The sequence below is a fragment of the Sneathiella sp. genome, assembly GCF_036960985.1.
Taxonomy (GTDB): domain Bacteria; phylum Pseudomonadota; class Alphaproteobacteria; order Sneathiellales; family Sneathiellaceae; genus Sneathiella.
Genome location: NZ_JBALWD010000001.1, coordinates 1 through 26427, shown reverse-complemented (window position 1 = coordinate 26427; position 26427 = coordinate 1). Strand labels below are relative to the sequence as shown.

The window sequence follows — 26427 nt, the reverse complement described above, 5'->3', positions numbered from 1 at the left end:
GGCCTAGGCCCGTTGATCCTTATTCGGCCGTCAACTGAACAGCGTCGAGAACGGCTTGTGCCCATTCGTTTGGTCGTTCCTGTGGCAAATTATGCCCGGCGGCTCTGAAAACACGATGTTGATGCGGGCCTATAAATTTATGAGCGTGCGATGCCGTGCTGCCGCTTACGCCATCTGCATCCCCGTCAATCGTAATTGTCGGAACTAAAATTGGAGGCTGAGCAGATAACGCTTCTTCTAGGGCACCTACTGTTGGGTCCCCGTTTACAAGGCCGTAGCGATGCCGATAGGAATGAATAACGACATCCACGAAGTCCGGATTGTCAAACGCGGAAGCGGTTTTTTCGAATGTAGCAGGATCGAAGCCCCAAGTTGGTGACCACATCCTCCAGAGCAGGGACGCAATTGCTCTTCGATCTTTTTCAAGCCCTCGTTTACCGCGCTCCGAATGGAAGTAGTATTGATACCAGAAATTAGCTTCTACTTCTGGTTCGGCGGGCTCGCTATAATTGGCTATATCCTGGATATTGTAGGAATTTCCAGAGATAAGAGCGGTAATGCGTTCCGGCCATAAAGCGGAAACGATACATGCTGCGCGGCCACCCCAGTCATACCCGCCAACCACGGCCTTTTCCATATTTAGTGAATCCATCAAGGCGAGGAGATCGGATCCAAGAGCGGCTTGCTCTCCAGAGCGTGGCGTGTTTGGAGATAGAAATTGGGTTGATCCATAACCTCTTAAATAGGGGACGATGACGCGGGCGCCATGGGCAGCCAATTGAGGTGCTACGTCGTCATAAGCATGAACATCATATGGAAATCCATGGCATTGGATAACAGGCCATCCATTTGCAGGACCATACTCCAGATAACCAACATTGAGGACGCCGGCGTCTATTTGTTTGATTTCCATTGGGACGGCTAGATCCTTCCTTTGGGAATGCAGGGCGCAGGATTGTTAATTTATTCGGTTCAGTTATTGCGTATTTTGATTTAATCTGCAAATCGAATGATCAAATGATTTTGGTTCGAAACCGAGTTTGATAAATGCCCATGCAAAGACTACCGCCTGCAGAAATTAACGGTCCAGCAGCATGGATCGGATCAGAACTGGCCCGAACTCCAGAAAAATGGCTTGTCCATCTTACGGCTGAACAGATAGCCGAATTGGAAGCCGCGGCGCAGTATTATCTATCTCTGGGAAGGGATGTAGGTGAAATTACGGCGGCAGATTTTCCCTTGCCCCGTTTTGCAGATCATCTGAAATCACTTCAGGAAAAACTGCGTAATGGCTGTGGCGTTGAGGTTATGCGAGGGCTGCCGGTCACCGGGTATAGCCAAGAAATAGCGGCCACCATTTTTTGCGGGATAGGTGCCCATATTGGACGGGCACGTTCTCAAAACGCTCAAGGACATATCCTCGGCCATGTCCGAGATACTGGTGCGAGCTCCCAAGATCCAAATACGCGCATTTATTTAACATCAGAGCGTCAGAGCTTTCATACAGATAGCTCTGACGTGGTTGGATTGCTCTGCCTACAAGATGCGATGGAAGGCGGGCTTTCGCTTCTTGTCAGCGCTCTTACAATTCATAATCGAATGCGGGATCTGCGACCAGATCTCTTGGAAAAACTATACGATCCAATTGCGACTGATAGGCGCGGGGAAATACCAGATGGTGCCGAGCCTTATATGAATATACCGGTATTGAATTGGCACCACGGACATCTGACAGTTTTTTATCAGCGACAATATATTGATAGCGCGCAACGTTTTCCAGGCGCGTTGAGACTTAGTGACGCGCATATTGAGGCACTTGATTTGTTTGACACATTGGCAAATGATCCGGATTTATATTTGCAGATGCAACTTGAACCAGGTGATATGCAATTCGTCTATAATCATACGCAATTACATGATCGTACCGGCTTTAAAGATTGGCCTGAGCGGACGCGGCGGCGACATCTGTTTCGTCTTTGGTTATCTCTTCCGGACGATCGGTCTCTTCCTCCGTGTTTCAAGGAACGCTATGGGTCGATTGATGTTGGTAATCGAGGTGGCATCATAACAAATCAAACCAGGCTTCATGCGCCGCTAGATTGAACTGATATGATTTACATCATTCGATGATGTAAATCGAACATAATCCAAATGCTGCCACCGACCATAATCATGATGAGGATTGTCGCGAATGCCAGTGCCAGAATATTCTCGCCCGGTGTCGACCGAAAATTCAAGTGCAAGAAAAAATAAAGATGGACAAGAACTTGCGCCAGAGCGGCAACAATGATGATCACGAGCGTGGTCAAACTTGGTAATGTGCCAGTCCATACCAATCCAAAGGGAATGACAGTCAGGGTGACAGCTAGTCCAAAGCCGATGAGATAAGATTTTAGTGAATGGTTATTATCTGCTTTCATAATTCCCCCTACAACATTGCAGGTAAATAGACGACCGAGAAAATCCCGATCCAGACGATATCGAGAAAATGCCAAAAAAGTCCCAAGCGGAAAAACCTGGATCGGACCGCGTCAGTAGGCCCTTTTACAAGGAGCTGTCCAATAATCACCATAATGCCAATCATTCCGAGTGACACATGTAACCCATGCGTCCCGACAAGGGCAAAGAAGGCAGATAGAAAACCACTTTTGTCCGGTCCGGCACCTATTGCAATCATGCCTTGAAACTCTGTAATTTCCATTGCAACAAAGCCGAGACCTAAAAGAATGGTCATGATCAGCCAGCCAATGGCCATCGTCTGTCGACCCGCCGCGAGAGAAAGCGAGGCAAAACCAAAGGTCAAACTAGAAAATAAAAGCAAAAAGGTTTCGCCAAAAGTATGTGTCAGGTCGAAAACGTCATGACCAGATGGTCCGGTTGCCACATTTCGTGACATAACAACATAGGTGGCGAAAAGAAGCGCGAAAAGGATCGCGTCTGACATCAGGTAAAGCCAAAAACCAAAATCTCTCGACTGAAAATGCTTGGATTGTTCTTTCGCGGATTGCGCATTCATACTCATATCAACCTTTCCCCGAAATAGATTGGGAGACGCTGGCAAGCCGGGCCTTTTCTATTTTTTCGACTTCTGCGGCTGGTATGATGTAGTCCGTATTATCCATACTGCTTCGGATGATTAAACAAGCGAGTACACCGATAAATGCAGATATGGCCAGCCACCAAATATACCAAATCATGGCAAATCCAATAACGAAACCAAGCCCGCCGATTATTATACCCAGAGACGTGTTGTTGGGCATCTCGATATCTTCATAGGCGTCGGGCTGTACATAGGCTGTGCCATTTTCTTTCATGGCTGTGAAGGCATCCAAACCATTTACTTGTGGGATGACAGCGAAATTATAGGGTGCTGGAGGGGAAGACGTTGCCCATTCGAGGGTACGACCATCCCAGGGATCGCCAGTGGTATCTTCGGTTGCGTCGCGATCGCGAAAGCTGACGACGAGTTGTATGATATTACAGATAATTCCGCCAAGAATGATAACCGCGCCGAGGGCGGCGACAACCAGATAGGGTTGCCATTCGGCGTTATCATAATGCTCCATTCGGCGTGACATACCGAGGAATCCCAGCGCGTAAAGTGGCATGAAGGCGAGATAGAACCCGATAATCCACATCCAGAAAGCCCGTGCTCCCCATTTTTCGTTGAGAGTGAAACCGAAGGCCTTTGGAAACCAGTATTGAACACCGGCGAAATATCCGAACAAGACACCTGGGATTATGACGTTATGAAAATGGGCGACGAGGAAAGTCGAATTATGCATGAGATAGTCGGCTGGCGGGAGCGCAAGCAAAACGCCGGTCATGCCGCCAATGGCGAAGGATATGAGGAAACCGACCGTAAACATCATTGATGGGTGAAAACGGATCTTTCCACCGTACATGGTGAACAGCCAATCGAATATCTTTACACCTGTTGGAATGGCAATAATCATGGTTGCCGTTCCGAAAAATGCATTAACATTTGCGCTGGATCCCATCGTAAAAAAGTGATGCAGCCAAACTGTAAAAGAAAGAAGGGCAATACAGGCAGTCGCATAAACGAGGGACTTATAACCAAACAACGCTTTGCGCGAGAAAGTAGCAACGACTTCTGAGAAGATACCGAATGCGGGTAGTATCAAAATATAGACTTCTGGATGGCCCCAAATCCAGATCAAGTTGGCAAAATTCATCATATTGCCACCATCACCGTTGGTGAAGAAATGCATGCCAAATATTCGATCGAGCGATAAAAGACCCACAGCAACCGTTAGAGCCGGGAAAGAAAATACGATCAGGATGCTGCTACAAAGCGATGTCCAAGTAAACAAGGGCATTCGCATCAATGTCATGCCGGGCGCCCGGTTTTTCAAAATCGTGACCATGAAATTGATTCCGGTCAACGTACTTCCGACACCGGAAACCAAAAGAGCCCAGATCCAATAATCCACACCAACACCGGGATTATATTCAATACCGGAGTAGGGCGGGTATCCCGTCCAGCCGGCTGTTGAGAACTTTCCAATAACTAACGAAACGAGAACCAGGCCGGCGCCTGAGGCCGTCAACCAAAAGCTAAGGGAATTGAGAAAAGGGAAGGCAACATCTCTGGCGCCAATTTGTTGCGGCACAATGACATTCATGAGTCCTGCGAGAAAAGGCATCGCTACGAAGAAGATCATGATTGTTCCATGGGACGAGAAAATTTGGTCAAAATGATCTGCGGGCAGATAGCCTTCATTGTTGACGGCAAATGCCTGTTGCGCACGCATCATGATGGCATCCACGAACCCGCGCAATAGCATCACGGCGGCGAGGACGATATACATCACGCCGATGCGTTTATGGTCAACGCTTGTCAACCATTCCGTCCAGAGAAAACGCCATTTTCCCAGCCAAGTTACGAGCAAGAAGACGGCAGCACCCCCAAGTATAGTGACAGCCGCTCCGCCCATTGCCACCCAACTATATAAGGGAAGGGCATCGATGGTTAATCTTCCGAGCATTACTGGCCCTCCTGACAGATCATTCTAATATTTTCACTATCACCAGGGCACGCACGAGAGGTGTATTTAGCGATTATCCCTTTGAATAAATTGGGGACAACATTGGAGAAATACTCGACGGGATGTGCGATGCTCTTAGCTGCAAGCTTAACGTATCTGGCGCCATCCAATATTTCAGAAGATTGTTTTCGGGCAGCCACCCAAGCGTCAAAATCCTGCTCTGTCATTGCGACGGCCTGGAAATGCTGATCGGAAAAACCATCGCCACTATATTGAGTGTTTCGACCCGTAAAACTGCCATTCTCATCTGCAAGAAGCTGTAATCTTGTTGTCATTCCCGCCATAGCATAAATTTGTCCACCCAAGGCGGGCACCATGAAGGAGTTCATCACTGTATCTGATGTGATTTCCAGACTTAGTGGCCTGTTGCTGGGAAAAGCCAGCTCGTTAACGCTGGCTATATTGAAATCAGGATAGACAAACAGCCATTTCCAGTCCTGTGCAATGACCTGAACATTAATTGCCGGTTTGTCAGATTCAAGTGCACGATAAGGATCAAGTTTATAAGTATAGGTCCAAGTCAAGTAACTGAGAGAGATGATAATTGCTATTGGGACAAGCCAGACGAATGTTTCAATTAACGAGGAGGAGGCCCATTTCGGTCGATGCTGGCCTTTTCCGCCATTTTCTCGGTATCGCCAGCTGAAAAACAATGTCATGGCAAACACGGGTATCAAGACAATCAGCATGAGACAAAATGCAGCAAATAATAAATCACGTTCAGCTGTCGCGATAGGACCTTTTGGATCAAGAACTGGCGAGTCCAATAACCCGCAGCCTGCTAATGAGGCGGCAAGTAAGCAGAGAAAAAGAACGGAAAGCCCGGTTCTGACTTTTTCAAACATGACCATAGAATGCCCGCCCCATAAACAAAACGCCCCAAAAATTATTGGTCCTAACAGAATTCCCGAAAAGTCCGAACATTTTCAATTCAGAACTCGTGAAAATAGTAGACTAATATTAAACATGCTCAAGGAAATTTTGAAAGAATGTCGCGCTGGATACGTATCTCGAATATTCAATTGGTATCGCGCCTTGCCAACAAATTCCTTAGACATACCAGAAAAATTTGGCGCATAATTATGCGGGTACTAATGAAAACTTTAAAGGGGAGACTTAAAAATGGACATTCAGGGAGGATGCTATTGTGGCGCCGTAAGATATCGGGCGCAAGGCGAGCCTCAGATGAAGCTTCAATGTCATTGTCGCCAATGCCAGTATTTTACGGGCGGGCATCCAAATGTCGTTATGGGTATGTCGAATGTTGGCTTTTCCTTTACCAAAGGGGAGCCGAAAGAATATTGTAAATCAGATTTGGAAGGTGCCCGGACCCGCGTTTTTTGCAGTGGTTGTGGTACGCATCTTTTAACGCTTTCGCCGAGCCTGCCGGACGGTGTTCTTATAAAAGTTGGCACATTAGATGATCCCAGTGTATTCGGCATGCCGGTTGTGGCTATTCAAACTGCCGATAGTCAGTCTTTTCATCATCTTCTAGAAGACGTACCTTCGCATGAAAGATGGGTCGTCAAATAGTGTTATCGCGATAATTCTTATGCCGCTAGCTTTTTTGTGGAAACGGACAATGTATCAATAGAAAGCGCCATTGAATGACCGAAAGGCAGCCTTACTCGTTTTTATGTTTGGTGACCCTGAGTAGACGAAGTGCAATTCTCCTGTCGTTGCTGACGCTTGTTGCTTATAGCGCTTTTATTCTCGGCGGTGCGGCAGAGGCGCTATATCAATGGTCTAAAAGTTTCGCGCCCTATGAAGTGCGCGAACATCTGGGCATGAGTAAACGATACCTTTTGCAATATGGCCATTTGATTTTCCTATTTACGCTTTTATTTCTGTCGAGATACATTTTCATTGATCCCAAGGATTTTCCATTCTCCAAAAAGTTCATCAGCGTTGTTGCTAAATACACGCCCGCTGTATTTTTGTTCCATTTTCCAATTTTGTTTTTTTTGGCAGCTGTTACAAATTACGATCGGACCCGGTTACTCGATCAGGCGCTTCTACTGGTTTCAGTTTTGACAATATCCGTACTGCTTGGAAAATTGTGCATTCTGATGAAGCCGGCATTTGATAAGTGTGAATCGAGAATCCATACTTTTCTCAACGAAAAATACCCGATGAAAGTTTCAGTGGAGCGTTTTCCTTTGCAGCTTACACAAGCGCATAGTCAGTATCTTAATTTTGTGAAAATTGTCTCCATGGGGGCCATTGTACTTGGTCATTTTAGTTTTAAGGAATTTACGACTTATTCTTTACCCGGTTTCGATGGATCAGCACCTCGATTTGCAGTCCCCGTGTTTTTTATGCTTTCTGGTTACTTTCTTATGCTTAGTATTGACCGGAGTACCGTCAGCGCTCCCGTTTTGTTTTTTCGTCGTTTTTGGAGTTTGTATTATCTGATTGTACCAATGCTCCTATTCGTACCGTTACTCGATAATATCGGCTATGCCGAAGGAGCTCAAATTTATCAGTATGACGACTACTACGTGTTTGAGCGCGAGCGGGGCCCAGTGGGCGCCCCCATCTTTTTAGCGACCTGGTTCAATAGTCTTTTATATCTCAACGAAATATGGTTTTACACCCTGTCGGGACTAAGTGATTTGCGGGGTGGCATTGTCGCTTTTAGCAATGATCCCTATTGGTTTATTTGCTATCTTATTCCATACACTTTACTCATGATCGTTTGGCGTATGGTCCAGGGGGTAAAAAAATACGTAATAATTGCCCTTATTTGTCTCGTTATTGGGCCGCCAATATTAATGCTGGCGCCTTTGTTCTTTATCGGGGCTTTGGTGTATATTCTCCATAAGCGAATAGGAGATTTGTAGTGAGATTGCGGAATACTGTTAGGGGTTGGGTTGGCAAGCTGCAGATATTGCTCCTGCTAATCTTGTTTGTGTGTAACCCGTTTGCGGATGCAGCAGCAATCGAGTTCGGTATGTTTAAAGAGAACACGATTTTCTCTAAGGACACGGACGGCTTTAAGGACAAAGTTTTGTTGCTTTTTCATGGGCTCCGTTCTGCGCATCCGAATAGTACGTTTAGACGATTGGAAAAAGCACTATCGGATGAGTACAGCGTTGTTGGCGTCAACTATGATTACCTGGATGTAGAGCGCAACAAACGTGAATTGGACGACTTATGGACGCGTTATTTGGCAGGCCATGAAGTCTTTGTTCTGGGGACCTCGTTAGGAGGGTTTTGGGCGGACTATTTTGCCAATAAATATGGTCTCGAAAAAATGGTTCTGGTTAATCCGGTGACATCCCCCGTACATGATTTGACCCAGTTTGTTGGAGAGCAATACAGTGAAAGGCGACAAAAGCATTTTGTCGTGACACCAGAGCATATTGAAGATTACGCGGCATTACCGCTTCCCACTCATCCAAATACCAAAAGCCTGGTTATTTTAACCCGCGACGATCCAGTTATAAATTTTCGGCAGGCGCTGGAGAAATATTTGAAAAATGAAAATAGTCAGCTTGTGATATTTGGAACCGGGGGCCATTCTTTGCCATTATCCGATCCCAAATATTTATCCGCACTGAAAGCCTTTTTTGAATCCAAATAAATTGGATACTTGGAGTTTGAACCCGGTCCTAGCTTAATCGAAACCTATATACTGAACGACATTGGCAACATCTTCACGATCGCTAATGAGTGTATTTTCAATGGCTTCGGTATCTTCATATCCCAATGCCATACCGGAAATAAGGACTTGGTCTTCCGGAATATTAAGGTGCCTGAAGATTGGTTCCTGAAACGAAATCCAGGCAGCCTGTGGGCAGGTATGCAATCCTTCGCCTCTTGCGGCAAGCATTACTGTTTGCATATATAGCCCGACATCTGCCCAGCTCCCCTTGGCAAGATAGGCATCAGCCGTGAAAAAAATACCAACGGGTGCGTCAAAAAATTTATAATTTCTTTTGGCCTGTATCATGGTTCTTTCACGGTCACCTTTTTGAATGCCGAGAAGCCCATAGAGGCTCCAGCCAACACCGCGTCGTCTATCCCGATGAATATCTTTCCAGTTTGCAGGATAGTAGTCATAATCTTCGTACTTTTCAGCCTTGCCTTGATCAAATAGATCACATACGTCGTCAGCAATGGCGTCTTTTACGGCGCCCGTGCAAACATACGTGTGCCAGGGTTGTGTATTTGTTCCGCTCGGAGCTTGCTGAGACAGTTTTAAAATTCTTTCAATAGTTTCCTGTGGAACTGTTTGATCCGTGAAAGCTCGAACGGATTTTCGGGAACGGATTGCTTCTTCAACCTTCATTGGGACACCTTCCTGGCATTTTGTTTTGTTGTATTCTAACAATCGTTAGGTGAAGGTCCAGATAATTCCTCTCGCCGGCACTCGAGAATTTTGCGATACATCGAAAATTATGCATGACTTGGAAACCAATAGATGTGAGGAATGTTAGGTGAAGTGCCCATGAAATAATGATCTTGGTAAATCCTTGCTTCGTATAAATGCTAACAATCTAAAAACCTGGTTCAACAAATAATGAATATTCTCGCCAATAGTGTTTCCGGAAAAATTATCAATTACGGTATATTGTTTGTGGCGCTGGCGTCACTGCTTCTCGCAGCTTGTGAAACGAACAGTCAAACGATAGCAGATGCTAAAAAGCCTCCGCATCATACGGCAGATGGCTATCGCAATTTATATATCGAACACCCTGATAAGAGCTTTTTTGATTTTCTCTATTTGCGGTTTTTCAGCGATGTTGAATGGGCAGATCATGAAAGTCGCTCGGCAGAGGTTGCCGTCAAGGATCTGGACATTGATCTGGTTAATATGCCCAATGAGCCTAATCAGGTTAGTTGGCTGGGCCATTCCACTTTCTTAATTCAAAGTGCCGGCAAGAATATTCTAACGGATCCAATATTCGCAGATCGGGTATCACCTGTGTCTTTCGCCGGGCCCGCGCGTTACATTCGACATGTGACAAATTATGACGATTTGCCGGATATTGACTATGTAATCATTAGCCACAACCATTATGATCACTTGGATCGTGAAACCGTTCAACTGTTGGGCAATACACCGGTGTATTTGGTTCCTCTAGGATTGAAACCCTGGTTCTTGGAACTGGGTATTCGTGCCGATAGAATCCAAGAACATGATTGGTGGGATAGAACTGAATTGCCGGGCGTTACTATTCAGGCAATGCCGTCCCAGCATTGGTCTGCGCGCGGATTGGGTGATCGCCACGAGACATTATGGGCAAGCTGGTACTTGGATTTTGGGGATCGGACATTGTGGTTCGGCGGGGACACTGGATACAACGCCGTCCAGTTTAAGGAAATAGGAGCGGCAACGGGGGGTGTCGATTTAGCCCTCATTCCCATTGGCGGGTATGCGCCGCGGTCTTTTATGAAGACGTATCATGTCAATCCTGAAGAAGCGATTTTCATTCATCAGGATATCAAGGCTGCTAAAAGTATAGGAATGCATTGGGGAACCTTTCCATTGACTGCGGAAGGGCCTATTGATCCTCAAATCGAACTTATAGAGAAACGAAAGACACATGGCTTATCAGATGAAGAGTTCTCTACCATGATCGTCGGTGAAACAATCAAATGGTAGAGGATCGAGGCTTATTCCCGCGCCCATAGTTGATGGGTTAAAACACCCACAGTGTTTTCGATAACTTGTGCAGCATCCAAGCAGGTATCTTCGCGAAATCGTCTTCCGATAATTTGCACGCCCGTGGGTATGCCGTCGGCGATTCCAGTTGGGACGGCGGCGGCTGGGAGCCCTAAAAGATTGATTGCGTAGAGCATGCTCTGTTCGTCCAGCATTTCACGGATCCGGTCGTTGCCCTGTTGATCGGCGTCTTGTGGAAATGGCGGGGTTTGAGAAACCGGCGCAACGATTAGAGGATATTCTTCCATAAACACGGACCAGGCTCTAAGTAATCGCGTGCGATCTGCAAAAGCGCGTGTCTGGCCATCAAGATCCCGAGCGTTGGAGGCTGCCAGATATCCGTCGAGGACGCGAATGAAATCTTCTGAGCCCATGGTGCGCATGCTGGTTTCGCTCATGACCTGGGTATCCGTCATCAGTAAACTGCGCCATGCTTCTGCGATTTCAGCAACCAGCGGCGGATCGATCAGTTCCACTTCATATCCGGCAGCTGCTAATAAGCGCCCTGCTTCATCAACAGCTTTGGATACGGTTGGATGGCAGGGTATGCCAGCAGGCGTTTTCGTTAATGCGACTTTAATCGGCGTTTCCAGGCGCGAACCGTTCAGGGGGGCTGCAGTATGCCATGGGTCTCGAGGGTCATGCTGGATCATCGCCTCAAGTGACAATCGGACGTCCCGTACTTCTCTGGCGATCGGGCCCTGCACGGACATGAGCTGCACCATCGGCGGGCGCTCTTCCGCACCGGTTGGGTTATAGGCAGGGACACGCCCCATACTGGGACGAATTGTTGCAACACCGCAAGCGTATGCCGGATAACGCAGGGAGCCTCCAAGATCATTGCCATGCCCCATTGCCCCGATGCCCAAAGCAACAGATGAGGATGCGCCGCCGGAAGAACCACCGGGTGTAACACCATGGTTCCACGGGTTCAGGGTTTTGCCGCGCAAGGGATTATCCGTAAACCAGCGATAGCTGAATTCTGGTGTATTCGTTCGACCTATGATAATAGCACCGGCTTTTTGTAGATTTGAAACGACGGGCGAGTCTTCCGTGGCAATGATTTTATCAAGGTCGGGAATCCCGTTTGGCGTACTATAACCGACTTGGTCGACATTTTCCTTGATCGTGATTGGAACGCCATGCAATGGGCCAGTAGCGATGCTTGTCGCTTGAATTGCATCCGCTTCGTTCGCTGCGTTGCGGGCTTCTTTCGATAAATCGACTGTCACCGCATTTACACGACCGTTCATTTTTTCCATGCGCGATAAAGCGGCATCGACAGCATCCTTGGCACTGATGTCTTTATTGCGGATAGCTGCAGCCGTTTTGACGGCGCCCCATTGCCAGATTTCGTCCATTTCAATTCCTTTCAGGCTTCGATTGTCGGCAGTCGTTCGCGCAATTCGTTTTTGGCAATTTTCTCCAAAGTGGAGCGAGGAAACTCATCTACAATTATCACATCGCGAACTACTTTGAAATCTGTGAGGTTTTCCTTGCAGACATTTACGAGTTGTGCTTCAAGATCTGACGGTGCTGACGGACTTGGTATGACAAAGACTACCGGTACTTCATCCAGCATTGCATGTTTCTGACCGACGACAGCACATTCATTAACCCAGCCAGTTTCGTTAATGATGGTTTCGATTTCGGACGCGGCAACGTTTTCGCCGCCGACTTTCAACATATCTTTTTCCCGGTCTCCAAAAAATAGGTTGCCCTCTTCATCCATGACAATGAGGTCACCGGTTTCGAACCACCCGTTGTCATCAAAGGCTTTGGTATTTGCTTCGTCATTGCCGAGGTATTCCTTGAACAAACTGACCCCTCGAACTCCCCGAATGAAGAGCAGACCGCGAGTCCCCGGCGTAATATACTTCCCATTTTCGTCGCGAATTTCAATGTCGTAGCCCGGCGCAACCCGTCCGATCCCTAGGTCGGGACCAGGTTGATCGATATCACCGAAAATACCTTGTGTGATGGTTTCCGTCATGCCCCACCAGCCCAGTGTTTTGATACCGTATGTTTTCTCGATTATTTTCATGCGAACTGCCGGTCCCCAAAAACGAAAATTGTGGTCGGGCGGCGGATCTTGAGCAAGCAAGGCTTTTACGCAAAAGGGGATAAGGGACGCCCAGGTACATTTGTTTCTTCGGGCGACATCCCAGAACCGTGATGCAGAAAATTTTGGTTGCACAACAATTGTGCCGCCAACCCATAGCGTCGCGAGCATTGAATAGGATTGGGCGTTCGTATGAAACAACGGCAAAATAACCTGAGTGATATCGTCGTCACGAAGGCGCATATGCGCCGCATTCATTTGTGCACCCCATATGGCGTTTGCGTGAGTCCATAAAACGGCTTTTGGCCGAGAGGTTGTGCCGGATGTAAATTGCACACTTAGATCCGTATGCGGATTAGTAGGCCGCGCTGGATAATCGTTCTCTGTTTCTAATAAATCAGCAAAGGCCAGATAAGGTATAACATTCGGTGTCGTTGCCGGTTCGCCTGCGTTATTGTTGGTTACGATAAGAAAATTGATATTTGGCGCGGCATCAAAAACCAATTTTGCGAAGCAAGGCTGAGTGATTGCAGCGACGACACCAGAATGATCCGCAAAATAACTCATATCTCGCGCTACGGATCGCGTATTTGTTGAGACAGCAGTGGCGCCAATCTTGACGCAGGCAAACCATGAAATCAAGAATTCTGGGCTATTGTCCAAATGGATAAGAATGCTATCCCCTACGGCAATCCCTTTTCTATGTAGAGCACAGGCCAGAGCGTCTACTTTTTGCCCGAATTCTGCATACGTATAGGTTTTGGAAGTTCCGTCAAACGGTTCCCAAATCAAAAAAGGCTTATCCGGAGTGCGCGTTACCCATTGGTTAAGCAACCAAGGGACGTCACGGCCTTCCACCATTGACCTGTGAGATTTTTCAATTGCGTCTTTCAAAGCCACATCGCATTCCTTTTGCTTAGGGTAACACCCCATATTGTTTTTATTTACGTGCGATTATGAGATTGAGGATAATCCAGACTCAGATAGTGAACAAGTTTTGCGTTAAATAGTTCTGTAAGAATTTTTTTCTAGAATATTATAAACGGGGTTTATTTCTTTGCCAAAAAGGTCTCTAATTCGTTCAAAAAAAGGAGACTGTTATAGAACTCGCGAAACAACACTTGGATATTGGCCTTTATACGAATAATCGCGATGCCATGTTGGAATTTTGGCAATCTGAAATAGGCTTACCCTATGATCACATGGGAAAATTGGGAAGTGGCGTTCAGCAACATCGTCACTTTTTGGGAGATGGGCCAACCGGTCCCATCCTGAAAATAAATCATGCCCGCGATCCGTTACCAATTGCACCAGCAGCGGGCTATAGAGAACTTTTATTAGCCCGTGACAATATTACCGAACCTGAAAGTTATGTCGATCCGGACGGAAACGACGTGACGTTGGTTCCAATTAATTACTTGGGAATTACAGGAATTGGTATTCGGACAAAAGTAAGAAGTTTAATATCGTTCGATAATTTCTATGGTCGTATTTTATCCCTCCCTGCAAAAACGGAATCTGGAGATCACGTGTATGCTTGCGGTGACAGCATTATTATTGGAGAGTTAGATCCAGAAGCGACCAACGACGTTCAACAAATGGCAAAAGGATATCGCTATTTGACCGCACAGATTTACGATGCGGATGGGGAATATAGAAAGGTCATCGATCTCGGCGGCGGCGGCGGGCAGGAGCCGAAAACTCTTGGCACGACAGTACGGTACGGATTTATCCGTGATGCCGATGGCAATTGGATAGAATTATCTCAGCGAGCTACGCTCACGGGACCTTTATAAACCCATTGGCAGTCGTCATTCTTCCAGTTCAGGGGATGGCGGTTGACAGATGGGAGCAACAAACGCAGCATTGTCTGCAAATGACCTTTAAACAATGAGGATAAAAAAATATGTCGGGAACCGACCAAGAGTTGTTCAATCTAGCTATGTCAGAAGAGGCCCGCCCGCTCCTTCATGCTTTACAAAAGCATATTGAGGAAAATGTCGCGCCAATTACAGAGGAATTCTTTGCGTTAAACGAAGGCAAAGAAGACCGCTGGAGTTGGCATCCTCGCCAATTGGAGCTGCTTGATGGTGCGAAAGCAAAAGCCAAGGAATCTGGCTTGTGGAATTTTTTCCTACCTGACGCAGATACCGGCGAAGGACTGAGCAACCTAGACTATGCGTATATTGCGTCCGAGCTTGGCAAATATAGTCTCGCATCGGAAACTTTGAACTGTAGCGCACCTGATACTGGAAATATGGAAGTTTTGGAGCGAGTTGGAACGCCTGCACAAAAAGAGAAATGGTTGAAGCCCCTGCTCAATGGAGAAATTCGGTCAGCCTATGCGATGACGGAACCCGGACAAGCATCTTCAGACGCAAAAAACATCAGTACGTCAGCGCGTTTGGAAAATGGTGAGTGGGTCATTAACGGCGAGAAATACTATATCTCTGGTGCAGGTGACCCAAGGTGCAAGATTATGATTACCATGGTCAAAACCAGCCCTGATGCACCGGCATCCAAACAGCAATCGCAAATACTGGTGCCGATTGACACGCCGGGTGTAGAAATTCTGGAAGGCATGCAAGTATTTGGCGAAGATCATGCGCCTCGTGGCCACATGCATATTAAATTCGATAATGTCCGAGTGCCAGAAGAGAATATGTTGCTGGGTGAAGGGCGCGGGTTTGAAATTTCGCAAGTCAGATTGGGGCCTGGGCGCATCCATCACTGTATGCGATCACTGGGACAAGCCGAAAAAGCACTGGAATTGATGGTGAAAAGAGCCGGTAGTCGCACAGCTTTCGGCAAAACGATTTTAAAGCTCGGCAAGAATGTCGAAGTCATTGCCCGGGCGCGAATTGAAATTGACGCGATGCGTTTGATGGTCCTGCAAGCGGCAAAAGCTATGGATGTGCTCGGTAATAGAGAAGCCCGCGTCTATGTCAGTGCGGTTAAGGCGATGGTGCCAGAAAAAGTCTGTGTGATCATTGATCAGGCAATCCAGATGCATGGGGCAACAGGCGTATCGCAATGGACACCGCTGGCCACTATGTATGCTCATCAACGTCACCTTCGTTTTGCGGATGGCCCGGACGAAGTACATCATATGGTGGTCGGTCGTGCCGAGGCACAAAAGCATGATATGTGGTAAAGTGCAGCATTATGGTGGGGGCAATTTATGACGGATCATCTCATTGAAGAAACCAAAGTCCCCACGGAAGATCCGGGAATTTCCCTTTATCTTCGTAACAAGAGACGGGCGGATTCCATATTGGGAAAGCCGGATCGAACCCTGTTATTTGTTCATGGGGCAACCTATCCTTCGTCTGTAACCTTTGATTTCGTCGCAGGCGGATATTCATGGATGGATACATTGGCGGACGCCGGATTTGACTGTTGGCTGATGGATATCCGCGGATACGGACGCTCTGACAGACCTCCGGAAATGTCGGAGCCAGCGGAAGCAAATGGACCCATCGTACATACTGATGTCGCTGTGGCTGATCTTGCTGCAATGGTTGATTTCATTTTGGCAAAACGCAAAATTGAAAAGTTGCAGTTGATTGGATATTCATGGGGAACCTTAATCACGGGTGCCTATACAGCCAAGAATAATAGTAAAGTTGAGCGATTGGCCATGTATGGGACAAGTATGCTCAATTCCGGTGCATCCTTGATCGGGAGTGATCGTCCAACATCAGCTTATCGCTATGTTGACGCCAAATCGATAAAAGATCGCTGGGAACATGGACTCACTGCGGCTGAAATAGAAGACATCATAGAACCTGACTGGCAGCGGCAATGGCTTGAGAAAGCTGTTGCCAGTGATCCCAATTCCGGTGAATTTGATCCGCCCTTATTAAGGGCGCCGACGGGCGTCGTTGATGACAAAGTCTGTCGTTGGTCACAAGGTATTTTTCAATATAATCCCTCGGAAATTAAAGTCCCGACTTTGATCATTGTTGGTGAGAAGGACATCGAAACGTCGCCTGAGGGCGCCATCACTCTCTACCATCAACTGATAAATACACCCCATCGGCGCTATACGATTGTTGGAAAGGCGACCCACTCCGCATTGCTTGAGCGTCGCCGAGATCAATTGTTTCGAGCCACCCAATCCTTTCTTGAGGAAGATTTTTAGAAATCGAAATAATTCGAGGATTCTCAATTAAAAGCGATTTTTTGATCGATAAATCGTATATTTCCTGTAAAAATACTCTTATTTGTATTATTATATTTATCTGAATTAAGGTTCGGATACATAATATTACGGGGGAACTTCCAGAATGAAGAATAATGAATGGCATTCAAGAATTGGCTTTTTTATTGTCGTTTTAATGATGTCGGTAACGTGGTCAGCGTTGACCAACGCAGCAAATTCAGTTCGCGAAGAAAGTCAAGCTGTTGTTGTACTGCGCGGACTTCCGACACTCGATAGCAAGCATAGCATTGCCATTGTCGAGATGGATCCGGAGTCGGATAATTTTGGAAACATTATTGTTGAGTTCGAGCAACCAGATATCAAAGAGCCCCTTCATCATCTTTATTACAGCCCGTCAGGACGTTTGTACGCCGCTGGCTTGGACCCAGAATGCAGCTTTGCCGAAATTGGATTAGCCAGAGATGCAAGTGGTAAGCCGGTCGTTACGAAAATAGATTGTATCGATACCAAAGGACAGATGGTCGGCGAAGATATCATGTGGCATAGCGTCAATGGTAAAGACTATATGTTTGTAACTTTTATGGGCGGTACGGGAGGTCCTGATGGTGGATCTATCGGTGTTTTCGATCCACAGACGAATGCCGTTATAAAAATTATCGAAGCTCGTAAAAGTGAGGTGGGTGAAGGCAAGCCCTTTATCATGTATCCACATGGCATATCAGCCTATGGAGATCGTATGATAGTGTCTTCGACAATTCATCCTGACCTGGCAACAGGCGTTGGGAATTCCATTACTGTTATTGACCTCAACAAATTCGAAGCCATCGAGACAATTGTCGTTGAAGCAGCAAAGCCCGTTGGTTTCCCGTCTTCACCGGTGGAAGTGATTTTTATCCGTCCGAGCATGGTTCCGGGCGTAAAACCCGCCGTCCTAGTGAATACAATGTTTGGGTTCGAGACCTGGAGGATACCTTATAACGAAGCAGATAAAACCTTTGGCACGCCAGTGGTTTTATATGATGGCGTAAAAAGCGGCACGGGGGTTCCACTGGAATTTTATGGTAACGATAGTGAGCTGTTTATAAGCCATGCGTTGCCTGGTGTGGTAAAGCGGTATGATTTGGCGAAGCTTCCAGATCTCGTGCCCTCAGGCCCTGATATAAAAGCAGAAGCTGGCGCCCATCATATGATTTTCTTCACATCGAAATCGGGCCGAAAATTAGTTGCAGTACAGAATAATTTGCTTAACTTGGGGAACGCGGCGGACAATGATCCCACAGACATTGATTTTATTGCCGGCGTCAATGCACATTCGGTAACTGTCCATGATCTGGAGACAGGTGAAAAACTGGGGACAGTTAATTTTAGGGAAAAATACAATAAGGGAATCGACAATATTGAAGGCTTGTTCAGCTCGGGATTTGTGCACCACCACTAACCAGAACAAGATTGAAAATTGTTGAGGCGTCGAGAATGGCTGGGAGTCGTTGTTGCGGGCGCCTTGACGATTGCTGGATCAATCTATTGGGGGCAGGACTTGTTTCAGTCGCCTCCCACAGCTGTTCAAGGTTTTTCTGCTCCATTCGTGTTCGGACGTTTTTATATTCCTGAAGACAATCCCCTTACAGAAGAAGCTTTTCAGTTGGGCCGGAAGCTGTTTTATGATCCTCGTTTGTCCGGTAATAACCAAGTTTCTTGTGCCACTTGTCATAATCAAGCGCTTGCGTTTACGGATGGCCGCAGACGCGCCATCGGTGTTTCCGGTGAAGAACTTGCATTTAGCAGTATGTCGCTCTCCAATCTTTTATGGGGTCCCCGGCATTTCTTTTGGGATGGTCGTAGCCCAACGTTGGAAGCGCAAGCATTATTGCCAATCCAGAATCCAGATGAAATGGATCAAGATTTGGACCAGTTGGTTTTTGAGCTCGCTGCAGATCCAAAATATGAAAAGGAGTTTTCCAGAGCTTATGGCGAAGTCAGTGGAGACAATATAGCAAAGGCTTTGTCTACTTTTATGCGCATGTTGATTTCTCAGAATTCCAAATATGATAAATTTTTGCGTGGTGAGTTGACCTTGACCGACGAAGAAGAACTCGGTCGAAAGCTCTTTGTCGCTCATCCGGATGTGAAGGTGAGCAAACGGGGTGGAAATTGTGTCGACTGCCATAGTCAGTTCCTGACAGGTGGTTTTAAGGATGCTTATGATGGATTTTCAAACAACGGCCTGGATGATGAAGTCGATTTACTGCCTGGCCTGCAGTCGGTTACGGGAGATCCTGCCCACAAAGGCCTTTTTAAAGTACCAACCTTGCGCAATATCGCATTGACTGCGCCCTATATGCATGATGGCCGGTTGCCTACGCTGGAAGCTGTATTGGATCATTATAATAAGGGTGTGAAAATCAGCAGCACGTTGGATCCGTTGATCGTAGAGGCAAATAATATTGAGCTTGATAAGGGCGCTTCCATTGGCCTAAGCCTTAGTCCAAAGGAAAGGAAAGCGATCATCGCTTTCTTGCATACTTTGACAGATGACGATTTTATCCGGGAAGAAAAATTCTCTAATCCATTTAGGACGAAATAGATATGAGAGGATCTGCAATCAAAGTTGGTGGTTTATTTGTAGCGATCATTCTTCTAGTCGGAATCGCGTTCCAGCTTTATCTCCATTATAGAAAAACGGATTTGGAGCTAGTTTTTAAGGCATCTGTTGATCAACAAGCATTGGTGTTCAATGAGTATTTGTATGACAACCCCGGTGGTCCGGGCCGACTGATGGTGCGTGATTTCCGGCTTTATCTTAGCAATATTGTTTTGACGTCTGTTGATGATGAATATTATGAAACAGAGAGTTACCATTTAGCTCGCTTCGACAATGAAGCAAAAAGCTACGTTATAAATCTGCCCGAAATTCCCAGACGGAATTATACCAAAATCCGATTTTCAATTGGAGTTGATGAACAGGCGAACCTCTCGCGTGCCTGGCCGGGCGATCTAGATCCAAATGGGAAAATGGCGTGGAATTGGGAGGTTGGTTATAAATTTGTTCTTGTAGAAGGCAGCTTGTTGGTGGAAGAGGACCGAAAGGCCATTATATATCACGTGGGTTTTAGTGAAAACCTCCGAAAACAGAGCTTTATGATACCACAAAACAAGTTGGACTCAGGCACTGCCGTTTTGAAGTTTGATGTAGATATTATGAAAATGTTTCAAGGAAACACTGTCATCGATTTGACTGAGTTGACAAGTGTCGTCATGAAAAAATCAGATGCAAGCTTGGTTGCTAAAAATTACGCTAACATGATCTCTATCATAACTGAATAACCCAAAACCTTCCACGTCATGTGATCAAATGAGCAGTTTGTGAGCTCCTGTACGATTTAATCCAAGAAAACAATATTTCTAATAGATATAACTATTAGGTATAGGAAGATTCAATGACACTAAAACGATCCTCCATTCCGATGCTTGGGCTACTCACTTGGCGGCCAATGTCTGGGTACGAGCTCAAACAGGAGATCGAAGGGAGTCTCGAAAATTATTGGAGCGAGAGTTTTGGACAGCTTTATCCGCATCTTCGCGAATTACATCGGTCAGGTCTGATTGAGGAACTTAAAAACCGAGGCCGACGATAATCGGTCGAAAAGGACCTATGCGATTACAGACGAAGGTCGCCAATCTCTTCGGCATTGGTTGTCGGTATCACCCACGGTCCGACCGCCCGGAAACGAGTTGTTGTTGAAAGTATTTTTGCGTCAGACGGTGATGCGGCCGAAATTTTCAACCATTGCCGGCAAGCAAGAACTGACGCCCTAAGTACACTGGAGAGGTAAAAAAATAGTCGATGCGCGATTAAATGGCCAGGCCAAGGAAATTGTTGAAGCTAGATGTTGGCGTTATATGACAAGTTTGCTTAGAAAGGACAACGTCTGTAGCGAAGGCGGTGCTTAAGGGGCTGGGCGTGCCAGAAGATATCCTTGGGCGAGGTTAACGCCCTTTAGTTTGGAAACCAGATCAAACTGACTTTTTGTTTCAATGCCTTCGACGACTACCTCGCAATCGAAGAATTGAGCAAACTCTACAACGGCCCTAAGTGTGCGAAGTTTTTCACCATCCTGATTTACGGGCAGAAAGGATCTGTCTATTTTCACCCACGCAACCAGAGGAGAATTCAGATTTTCAAATCGCGATTGGCCGACCCCGAAATCATCAATCGCAAATTTTACTCTGTTGTCACGTCCAACGCGTTTGTAAAATTCTTCTAGTAGCTCGCATGGGAATGCATTGTATTCTGATAATTCTAAAATCAACCTAAACCTGTTCGACGCGACAAACAAAAATTGATTAATAAGGTCAATGCAAACTTGGTCTTCCAGACATGCCGGGGAAATATTAACCGTATAGACATAGGCCTCTGGCGTCTGGTGCGTATTTCCACCATATTGCCCAATCGCCCCGAGTGAGCGTGTTTCCGTCCGCACCCGTGATATAACGTCTTTTAAGACGACCTCCGTTATCCGCGGAACAAAGTCATTGGTTTGCGCATAGTGAATTAGTCGAGAATATGACATACCCTTATAAGACGTTTTTGTTCGAATTAGAGCTTCGGCGCCGACGCCAACTTGGCGGTGGATGTCGAATATGGTTTGATAATGAACAATAGAGTTGTTGATGGCTTCGAGAAACTGGTTATATTCATCGGTTTTGGCAATGTGGAGAAAATTTAGATTTCCCAACGCGTCGTCGGTGCTGTCCTTATACTCGATGTCATGAGCGCGCAATTCGGTTACCATGCTTTACTTACTCCTCATATGAAATAACATATAGATAATATGGGATTGCGAGCAGAAATGTCATTTGTTACATTGTAAAATACATGTATTAGATTAAGCCGCTATACTCAAATAATTTATGAAATAATAAGAATATATGTATTCTTTTATACATACCTAATATTATTATATGAATAGTTTTTTTTCTTTGTATTACTTAAAAATCTTAAAATTATTATGACATATGTTTATAAAAGTAATATAATAAACATTTTCTGAATGATAGCTTGCCGCGCCTTTCCAATAAGACAGATTGGAGATATGAGATGTCGCGCGCATTCAAATATTAAGTCCGATTTGTAATGAAAAGCTATAACCTCCAAGTCATTTTTTTGTGGTCAGTTCCATTTTTATAAATCGCCTATTTGAGCTGGTTAAATATCTTTAAATAACAGATTCTCCACTATTTATAGGAGATTTGATATTCGTACTAAGAACAATAATGTAACAGATATATTCTTTGATAGGCGAATAGGAATTGGATAATTGGGGGAGGTTTTTGATATGAACCAGAACAGAGTTATTTTTAGTAAACTTTTAGTTAGATTTTACTATTAGAGAGACACGAATGTATTGCTGCTAGTCAAGATTTATTACAAAACTCTTCTTTGTCTATTACAAATTCTAATGATGTAATAAATGTATCCCATAATTGAAGCGAGTGATATAGGTAAAATAATACATTTTAGACGAGTGTAATTAGAAGCTTTAATCAGACTTGCCCATAAACATAGTGATACTAGATATAATAGAAAATCATTTGATGCAGCAACAGGTTTTGTATAGATGTGCCTCTATAACAAATAACTTCCATTGAGCTTTATCAAAATGTCGTACGGTGAGGCCAGTAAAGCTTAAATATTTACAAGTAAATTGAAGTAAAGGTATACGAGAGGTTAGGGAATGTAATGGAGAGACTATGTAAAGCAAGCATATTTCAAAAAACCGCTTTTGAGAGTTCACGGGTTTTACTTATCGACGCGGATCTTTCTTTTCAGGCTCAGATTTCAGATTATATGAGGCTACTTGGGTTTACAGTTGATACTGCCGAAGATATGCAAACTGCTGTTAAGTTAGGCGGAGGAAGCCATTACGACGTCGTCATTGTCAATGCGAAACTACCCGACGGAAGTGGGATTGGTCTGATTGAGGCAATTAGGACGGATGATAATATCGTCAAAATTGTTATCGTTGACAGTGAAACACTTACGGCACAAAAAATTTGTGCGTTGGAATCCGGTGCAGACGATTGTTTATCGAAACCCGTAAGTTGTCGCGAACTTTTGTTGCGGATCAGACAGCGCATGAAACCTACACAAAAACATGAAGATTTGGCTGAGAAAACGTTTCATGTCTTAATGGACAAGATGGAAGTTTACGGGCCTGACACAAAGAAATTCAAGCTTTCAGGAAATGAATTCCAGCTGATGATGATGTTCGTCAATCGTCGATACGAAGTCTTGTCAAGGGATGAGATTTCGAAGGAGATATTTTCCGTGCCTTGGAATTATGACGATAGGCGTGTTGATAATCTTGTTGCCAAGCTTCGTAAAATTGTAGAGCCCCACGGAGAAATACCATCCTATATCAAAACAGTCCGCAACAAGGGATATGTTTTTGTCGGTGATGCTGAAGTGCAGGATACGCGCGGCTCAAATTTAGTGGCATTACCTAAATGGGCGACAATAGGGCGGACCTCGAGTTTTTCTAATACACAGGGCTAAAAATCTTTTTATAGAAAAGGGGCTAGGCCCTTGTACAAATTACTTAGCGACGCAGGGGGGCAATTGATATTGCTGCCTTTGTCAAATCTAGTTTTCAAACCGGCTGTTAAATCATTGACGTCCGTGCCCCCTTCTGGCAATGCGTGTTATTAAGAGAACCCATGAAATAACACTTAGAGATCCTGCGGTTTTATAATATTATTTCCTCTAACGTAGCATTTAGGAGCGCGGAGGAAAGCCGATGAAATGGCGAGGTCGTCGACAAAGCGGAAATATTGAGGATCGGCGACAACAAACCACATCTGGAGGTTTCGGTGGCGGGAGGCGATTGCCTATCCGATTGCCGAGGGGGCGTGGCGGTCGTTTGGGACTAGTCGGTGTTTTGGTTATTGTGGGGATTTCGCTGTTCCTGGGCGTTGATCCGACTGTCTTGCTGCAAGGAGGAATGCAATCCGCGCCTCAGGTAGAGAGCCGGCAACCACCGCAGGCCGATAAACTTAGCCAGTTTGTGGCAGTGGTACTGGCCGATACGGAAGAGACTTGGCACCACTTGTTTGCCAAAGCGAATACGCAATATGAAGAGCCGAAACTGGTTATTTTTTCGGGCGCTGTACAATCAGCCTGTGGGTATGCGCAGTCGGCAATGGGCCCATTCTATTGCCCCGGTGACCGTAAGGTTTATCTTGATTTGACGTTTTTCCAAGATTTGAAAAACCGCTTTGGTGCGCCTGGAGATTTTGCTCAGGCCTACGTTATCGCGCATGAAGTTGGCCACCATATTCAAACTTTGCTCGGTATTTCTCAACGAGTTAGCCAACAACGCCACAAATTAAGCGAAGCAAAGGGAAACAAACTTTCGGTGATGCTCGAATTACAGGCTGATTGCTTTGCAGGTGTCTGGGCCTATTATGCCGACAATGCACGACAATTACTTGAGGCGGGCGATATAGACGAAGCCTTGAATGCCGCAACAGCAATCGGTGATGATCGATTGCAGCAGCAAGGTACCGGAAGTGTTGTCCCGGATTCTTTTACTCATGGTACATCCAAGCAACGAGTGAGATGGTTTAAAAAAGGTTTCGAAACAGGGAATGTTGATGAATGCAATACCTTTGCCGCCGCAACACTTTAGGATTTATTTGGGTTGGCGTTCTCTTGTGGTTTTTTCGAGAGTTAGGCTGAACACTAATGTGAAAATCAATAACCCTAATTAAAAAGAAACGAATTAGGATAAGGGAAGTAATCAATTGTCTGGACCAATCTTATTCCAACCGCTTGATATTCGTGGCGTCACACTTCCAAATCGAATTGTTGTCTCACCGATGTGTCAGTATTCAGCGCGGAATGGCTATGCCACTGCGCACCATTCCGTCCATTATGGCAAATTTGCTCTGGGCGGGGCGGGTCTTGTTTTCGTTGAAGCCACGGGCGTTACACAAAATGGACGTATTACGAATGGCTGCCTTGGCTTATGGGAAGACGGGCAAGGGGAGGCACTGCAACCGATCGCTCATTTTCTCAAACAAAATGGATCTGTACCAGCTATTCAGATTGGACATGCTGGGCGGAAGGCTAGTATGCAGAGGCCTTGGCACGGAAATGGACCACAAACTGAAGAAGATATTGCAAGAGGTGACTTCATTTGGGAGGCCTTGGCACCTTCTGCACTCCCCTTAGATGATGGCTGGCTTACCCCAACTGCAATGTCGAAGAAGGATCTTGCAGATTTAAAAAGTTCCTTCGCCGAGGCGTCGATACGGGCTGTGAAAGCTGGATTTGAGGTCATCGAAATTCATATGGCCCATGGGTATCTGTTGCAAAGCTTCTTATCGCCGCTTTCGAATATCCGAGAGGATGAATATGGCGGATCCCTTGTTGGGCGCATGCGCTATCCCTTGGAAGTAGTCGATGTCGTTCGCGCTGCCATACCGGAAGGGATGCCATTATTTGTTCGCATATCGTCGGTGGACGGTATTGAAGGCGGATGGGAAATGGACAATAGTGTGACATTTGTAAAAGAGCTTAAAGCCAGAGGCGTTGATGTTGTCGATTGCTCTTCCGGTGGTAATTCAACGAAAGGAGCCACTAACTCAAGTTTAAAAAGAGGAGCTGGTTTTCAGGCACCGTATGCGGAGCGGATAAAAAGAGAAGCGAATATCATGACACAGGCGGTCGGTCTCATTCGAGACCCCAAATTTGCCGAAAAATTGTTGTGCGATGATGCTGCGGATTTAATCGCAGTGGGTCGACAATTTTTATATGATCCGTCCTGGGCAGTTCACGCAGCTGAAAAACTTGGTCAGACTGGCAATTTTGAGGATTGGCCCGAACAATATGGCTGGTGGTTGGAAAAATGGGACAAAAGCCTGCGTGCGATGGGAGAAACACCGTAAGCCTGTGGATTTATAATGCTAAAATTACCCCTCATTCTTGCGCCAAATCCGATTTTTCGTAAGAAAGCTTTGGAAGTCGACAAGTTCGATGATGAACTCCGACAATGTGTCTCTGATATGTTTGAGACATTATATGCAAATAGAGGCTTGGGCCTCGCGGCTAATATGGTCGGTTTACTAAAGCAGATTATTGTTATTGATCTACAGACGGAGGGTAAAAAAACTCCACTTGTGTTGATCAATCCGCAAATCATTGACGCGTCTGACGAAACACATAGATACACAGAGGCGTCACTTAGTTTTCCGGGCATCGAAGCAATGGTCCGGCGCCCAAAAATGATTACTGTCATTTATTTTGATGAAATGCGAAATGACAGAAAGCTAACAGTAGAAGGTTTTCTATCTACAGTCATACAGCATGAAATGGATTACCTCATTGGCCAAACATTTCTCGATCGTGTGTCCCGACTAAAAAGAGACAGCCTGTTGCGCAAATATAAAAAACTCCGCG

At 45.7% G+C, this 26427-nt stretch carries 25 protein-coding genes; 16 read left to right on the top strand and 9 right to left on the bottom strand.

Annotated elements, in window-relative coordinates:
- Positions 1-19 precede the first annotated feature (19 nt).
- Positions 20-913 carry an alpha/beta fold hydrolase gene (locus V7723_RS00125; protein WP_335682370.1) on the bottom strand — a complete coding sequence of 298 codons (894 nt, stop codon included), beginning with the start codon at positions 911-913 and terminating at the stop codon, positions 20-22.
- Between the two features lie 140 nt (positions 914-1053).
- On the opposite strand from V7723_RS00125, the gene V7723_RS00120 reads away from it, so the two are divergent.
- Positions 1054-2103: a TauD/TfdA family dioxygenase gene (locus tag V7723_RS00120; protein WP_335682369.1), complete on the top strand. Its 1050-nt coding sequence runs from the start codon at positions 1054-1056 to the stop codon at positions 2101-2103.
- Between the two features lie 11 nt (positions 2104-2114).
- Here V7723_RS00120 and cyoD read toward each other — a convergent pair whose 3' ends face one another.
- Genes cyoD through cyoA form a run of 4 tightly spaced genes read right to left on the bottom strand, consistent with a single transcriptional unit; the run spans position 2115 to position 5920 of the window.
- Positions 2115-2420, bottom strand: coding sequence for a cytochrome o ubiquinol oxidase subunit IV (gene cyoD, locus V7723_RS00115; RefSeq protein WP_335682368.1), 306 nt, complete (start codon positions 2418-2420; stop codon positions 2115-2117).
- Positions 2421-2428: 8 nt separating this feature from the next.
- Entirely contained in the window at positions 2429-3022 is a 594-nt protein-coding gene (gene cyoC / locus V7723_RS00110) for a cytochrome o ubiquinol oxidase subunit III (protein ID WP_335682367.1), read from the bottom strand.
- 1 nt (position 3023) lies between these two features.
- Positions 3024-5009 (bottom strand): cytochrome o ubiquinol oxidase subunit I, encoded by a 1986-nt coding sequence (gene cyoB, locus V7723_RS00105; RefSeq protein WP_335682366.1) that lies wholly within the window; start codon positions 5007-5009, stop codon positions 3024-3026.
- Positions 5009-5920 carry a ubiquinol oxidase subunit II gene (gene cyoA, locus V7723_RS00100; protein WP_335682365.1) on the bottom strand — a complete coding sequence of 304 codons (912 nt, stop codon included), beginning with the start codon at positions 5918-5920 and terminating at the stop codon, positions 5009-5011. Before cyoA ends, cyoB begins: the two co-directional genes overlap by 1 nt.
- 271 nt (positions 5921-6191) lie before the next feature.
- On the opposite strand from cyoA, the gene V7723_RS00095 reads away from it, so the two are divergent.
- From V7723_RS00095 to V7723_RS00085, 3 genes are all read left to right on the top strand, one after another.
- Entirely contained in the window at positions 6192-6602 is a 411-nt protein-coding gene (locus tag V7723_RS00095; protein ID WP_335682364.1) for a GFA family protein, read from the top strand.
- 74 nt (positions 6603-6676) lie between these two features.
- Entirely contained in the window at positions 6677-7912 is a 1236-nt protein-coding gene (locus V7723_RS00090; protein WP_335682363.1) for an acyltransferase family protein, read from the top strand.
- A complete protein-coding gene (locus V7723_RS00085; RefSeq protein WP_335682362.1) occupies positions 7912-8655 on the top strand; it encodes a YqiA/YcfP family alpha/beta fold hydrolase in 744 nt (247 codons plus the stop codon). The genes V7723_RS00090 and V7723_RS00085 overlap by 1 nt, the downstream gene beginning before the upstream one ends.
- A gap of 33 nt (positions 8656-8688) precedes the next feature.
- Here V7723_RS00085 and V7723_RS00080 read toward each other — a convergent pair whose 3' ends face one another.
- On the bottom strand, positions 8689-9363 hold the full coding sequence (locus tag V7723_RS00080; protein WP_335682361.1) for a nitroreductase: 675 nt from the start codon (positions 9361-9363) through the stop codon (positions 8689-8691).
- 231 nt (positions 9364-9594) lie between these two features.
- Between V7723_RS00080 and V7723_RS00075 the strand changes: the two genes are divergently transcribed.
- Positions 9595-10680: an MBL fold metallo-hydrolase gene (locus V7723_RS00075; protein WP_335682360.1), complete on the top strand. Its 1086-nt coding sequence runs from the start codon at positions 9595-9597 to the stop codon at positions 10678-10680.
- An 11-nt stretch (positions 10681-10691) separates the two neighbouring features.
- On the opposite strand, the gene V7723_RS00070 is transcribed toward V7723_RS00075, so the two are convergent.
- Positions 10692-12101 (bottom strand): amidase family protein, encoded by a 1410-nt coding sequence (locus tag V7723_RS00070; protein ID WP_335682359.1) that lies wholly within the window; start codon positions 12099-12101, stop codon positions 10692-10694.
- Between the two features lie 11 nt (positions 12102-12112).
- Positions 12113-13702: an AMP-binding protein gene (locus tag V7723_RS00065; RefSeq protein WP_335682358.1), complete on the bottom strand. Its 1590-nt coding sequence runs from the start codon at positions 13700-13702 to the stop codon at positions 12113-12115.
- A 221-nt stretch (positions 13703-13923) separates the two neighbouring features.
- Here V7723_RS00065 and V7723_RS00060 point away from each other — a divergent pair, with 221 nt between their 5' ends.
- The 7 genes from V7723_RS00060 to V7723_RS00030 all read left to right on the top strand — a co-directional run bounded on the left by V7723_RS00060 (position 13924) and on the right by V7723_RS00030 (position 20602).
- On the top strand, positions 13924-14598 hold the full coding sequence (locus V7723_RS00060) for a VOC family protein (protein ID WP_335682357.1): 675 nt from the start codon (positions 13924-13926) through the stop codon (positions 14596-14598).
- 110 nt (positions 14599-14708) lie between these two features.
- Entirely contained in the window at positions 14709-15956 is a 1248-nt protein-coding gene (locus tag V7723_RS00055) for an acyl-CoA dehydrogenase family protein (RefSeq protein WP_335682356.1), read from the top strand.
- A gap of 27 nt (positions 15957-15983) precedes the next feature.
- On the top strand, positions 15984-16946 hold the full coding sequence (locus V7723_RS00050; RefSeq protein WP_335682355.1) for an alpha/beta hydrolase: 963 nt from the start codon (positions 15984-15986) through the stop codon (positions 16944-16946).
- A gap of 145 nt (positions 16947-17091) precedes the next feature.
- On the top strand, positions 17092-18405 hold the full coding sequence (locus tag V7723_RS00045) for a hypothetical protein (RefSeq protein WP_335682354.1): 1314 nt from the start codon (positions 17092-17094) through the stop codon (positions 18403-18405).
- A gap of 18 nt (positions 18406-18423) precedes the next feature.
- On the top strand, positions 18424-19551 hold the full coding sequence (locus tag V7723_RS00040; RefSeq protein WP_335682353.1) for a cytochrome-c peroxidase: 1128 nt from the start codon (positions 18424-18426) through the stop codon (positions 19549-19551).
- A 2-nt stretch (positions 19552-19553) separates the two neighbouring features.
- Positions 19554-20291, top strand: a complete 738-nt coding sequence (locus tag V7723_RS00035) for an MbnP family protein (RefSeq protein ID WP_335682352.1) — start codon at positions 19554-19556, stop codon at positions 20289-20291.
- Positions 20292-20404: 113 nt separating this feature from the next.
- Positions 20405-20602, top strand: coding sequence for a PadR family transcriptional regulator (locus V7723_RS00030; RefSeq protein WP_335682351.1), 198 nt, complete (start codon positions 20405-20407; stop codon positions 20600-20602).
- Between the two features lie 312 nt (positions 20603-20914).
- Here V7723_RS00030 and V7723_RS00025 read toward each other — a convergent pair whose 3' ends face one another.
- Positions 20915-21760 carry an EAL domain-containing protein gene (locus V7723_RS00025; protein ID WP_335682350.1) on the bottom strand — a complete coding sequence of 282 codons (846 nt, stop codon included), beginning with the start codon at positions 21758-21760 and terminating at the stop codon, positions 20915-20917.
- 947 nt (positions 21761-22707) lie between these two features.
- Between V7723_RS00025 and V7723_RS00020 the strand changes: the two genes are divergently transcribed.
- The 4 genes from V7723_RS00020 to def form a co-directional block, all read left to right on the top strand.
- Complete coding sequence (locus V7723_RS00020; protein WP_335682349.1) at positions 22708-23523, top strand: response regulator transcription factor; 816 nt, start codon at positions 22708-22710, stop codon at positions 23521-23523.
- Between the two features lie 241 nt (positions 23524-23764).
- Complete coding sequence (ypfJ, locus tag V7723_RS00015; protein ID WP_335682348.1) at positions 23765-24655, top strand: KPN_02809 family neutral zinc metallopeptidase; 891 nt, start codon at positions 23765-23767, stop codon at positions 24653-24655.
- A 115-nt stretch (positions 24656-24770) separates the two neighbouring features.
- Complete coding sequence (locus tag V7723_RS00010) at positions 24771-25916, top strand: NADH:flavin oxidoreductase/NADH oxidase (protein ID WP_335682347.1); 1146 nt, start codon at positions 24771-24773, stop codon at positions 25914-25916.
- 15 nt (positions 25917-25931) lie between these two features.
- A partial coding sequence (gene def, locus V7723_RS00005; protein ID WP_335682346.1) for a peptide deformylase occupies positions 25932-26427 on the top strand: 496 nt, incomplete at its 3' end.

Excerpts from the sequence above, each read along its gene's own strand:
- cyoC (WP_335682367.1), bottom strand. The coding sequence starts at position 3,022 with ATGAGTATGAATGCGCAATCCGCGAAAGAACAATCCAAGCATTTTCAG.
- V7723_RS00080 (WP_335682361.1), bottom strand. The coding sequence starts at position 9,363 with ATGAAGGTTGAAGAAGCAATCCGTTCCCGAAAATCCGTTCGAGCTTTC.
- V7723_RS00045 (WP_335682354.1), top strand. The coding sequence starts at position 17,092 with ATGAAGAATAATGAATGGCATTCAAGAATTGGCTTTTTTATTGTCGTT.
- cyoD (WP_335682368.1), bottom strand. The coding sequence starts at position 2,420 with ATGAAAGCAGATAATAACCATTCACTAAAATCTTATCTCATCGGCTTT.
- cyoA (WP_335682365.1), bottom strand. The coding sequence starts at position 5,920 with ATGGTCATGTTTGAAAAAGTCAGAACCGGGCTTTCCGTTCTTTTTCTC.
- V7723_RS00070 (WP_335682359.1), bottom strand. The coding sequence starts at position 12,101 with ATGGACGAAATCTGGCAATGGGGCGCCGTCAAAACGGCTGCAGCTATC.
- V7723_RS00095 (WP_335682364.1), top strand. The coding sequence starts at position 6,192 with ATGGACATTCAGGGAGGATGCTATTGTGGCGCCGTAAGATATCGGGCG.
- cyoB (WP_335682366.1), bottom strand. The coding sequence starts at position 5,009 with ATGCTCGGAAGATTAACCATCGATGCCCTTCCCTTATATAGTTGGGTG.
- V7723_RS00050 (WP_335682355.1), top strand. The coding sequence starts at position 15,984 with ATGACGGATCATCTCATTGAAGAAACCAAAGTCCCCACGGAAGATCCG.
- V7723_RS00020 (WP_335682349.1), top strand. The coding sequence starts at position 22,708 with ATGGAGAGACTATGTAAAGCAAGCATATTTCAAAAAACCGCTTTTGAG.
- V7723_RS00120 (WP_335682369.1), top strand. The coding sequence starts at position 1,054 with ATGCAAAGACTACCGCCTGCAGAAATTAACGGTCCAGCAGCATGGATC.
- V7723_RS00090 (WP_335682363.1), top strand. The coding sequence starts at position 6,677 with ATGACCGAAAGGCAGCCTTACTCGTTTTTATGTTTGGTGACCCTGAGT.
- V7723_RS00075 (WP_335682360.1), top strand. The coding sequence starts at position 9,595 with ATGAATATTCTCGCCAATAGTGTTTCCGGAAAAATTATCAATTACGGT.
- V7723_RS00125 (WP_335682370.1), bottom strand. The coding sequence starts at position 913 with ATGGAAATCAAACAAATAGACGCCGGCGTCCTCAATGTTGGTTATCTG.
- V7723_RS00030 (WP_335682351.1), top strand. The coding sequence starts at position 20,405 with ATGACACTAAAACGATCCTCCATTCCGATGCTTGGGCTACTCACTTGG.
- V7723_RS00025 (WP_335682350.1), bottom strand. The coding sequence starts at position 21,760 with ATGGTAACCGAATTGCGCGCTCATGACATCGAGTATAAGGACAGCACC.
- ypfJ (WP_335682348.1), top strand. The coding sequence starts at position 23,765 with ATGAAATGGCGAGGTCGTCGACAAAGCGGAAATATTGAGGATCGGCGA.
- V7723_RS00055 (WP_335682356.1), top strand. The coding sequence starts at position 14,709 with ATGTCGGGAACCGACCAAGAGTTGTTCAATCTAGCTATGTCAGAAGAG.
- V7723_RS00035 (WP_335682352.1), top strand. The coding sequence starts at position 19,554 with ATGAGAGGATCTGCAATCAAAGTTGGTGGTTTATTTGTAGCGATCATT.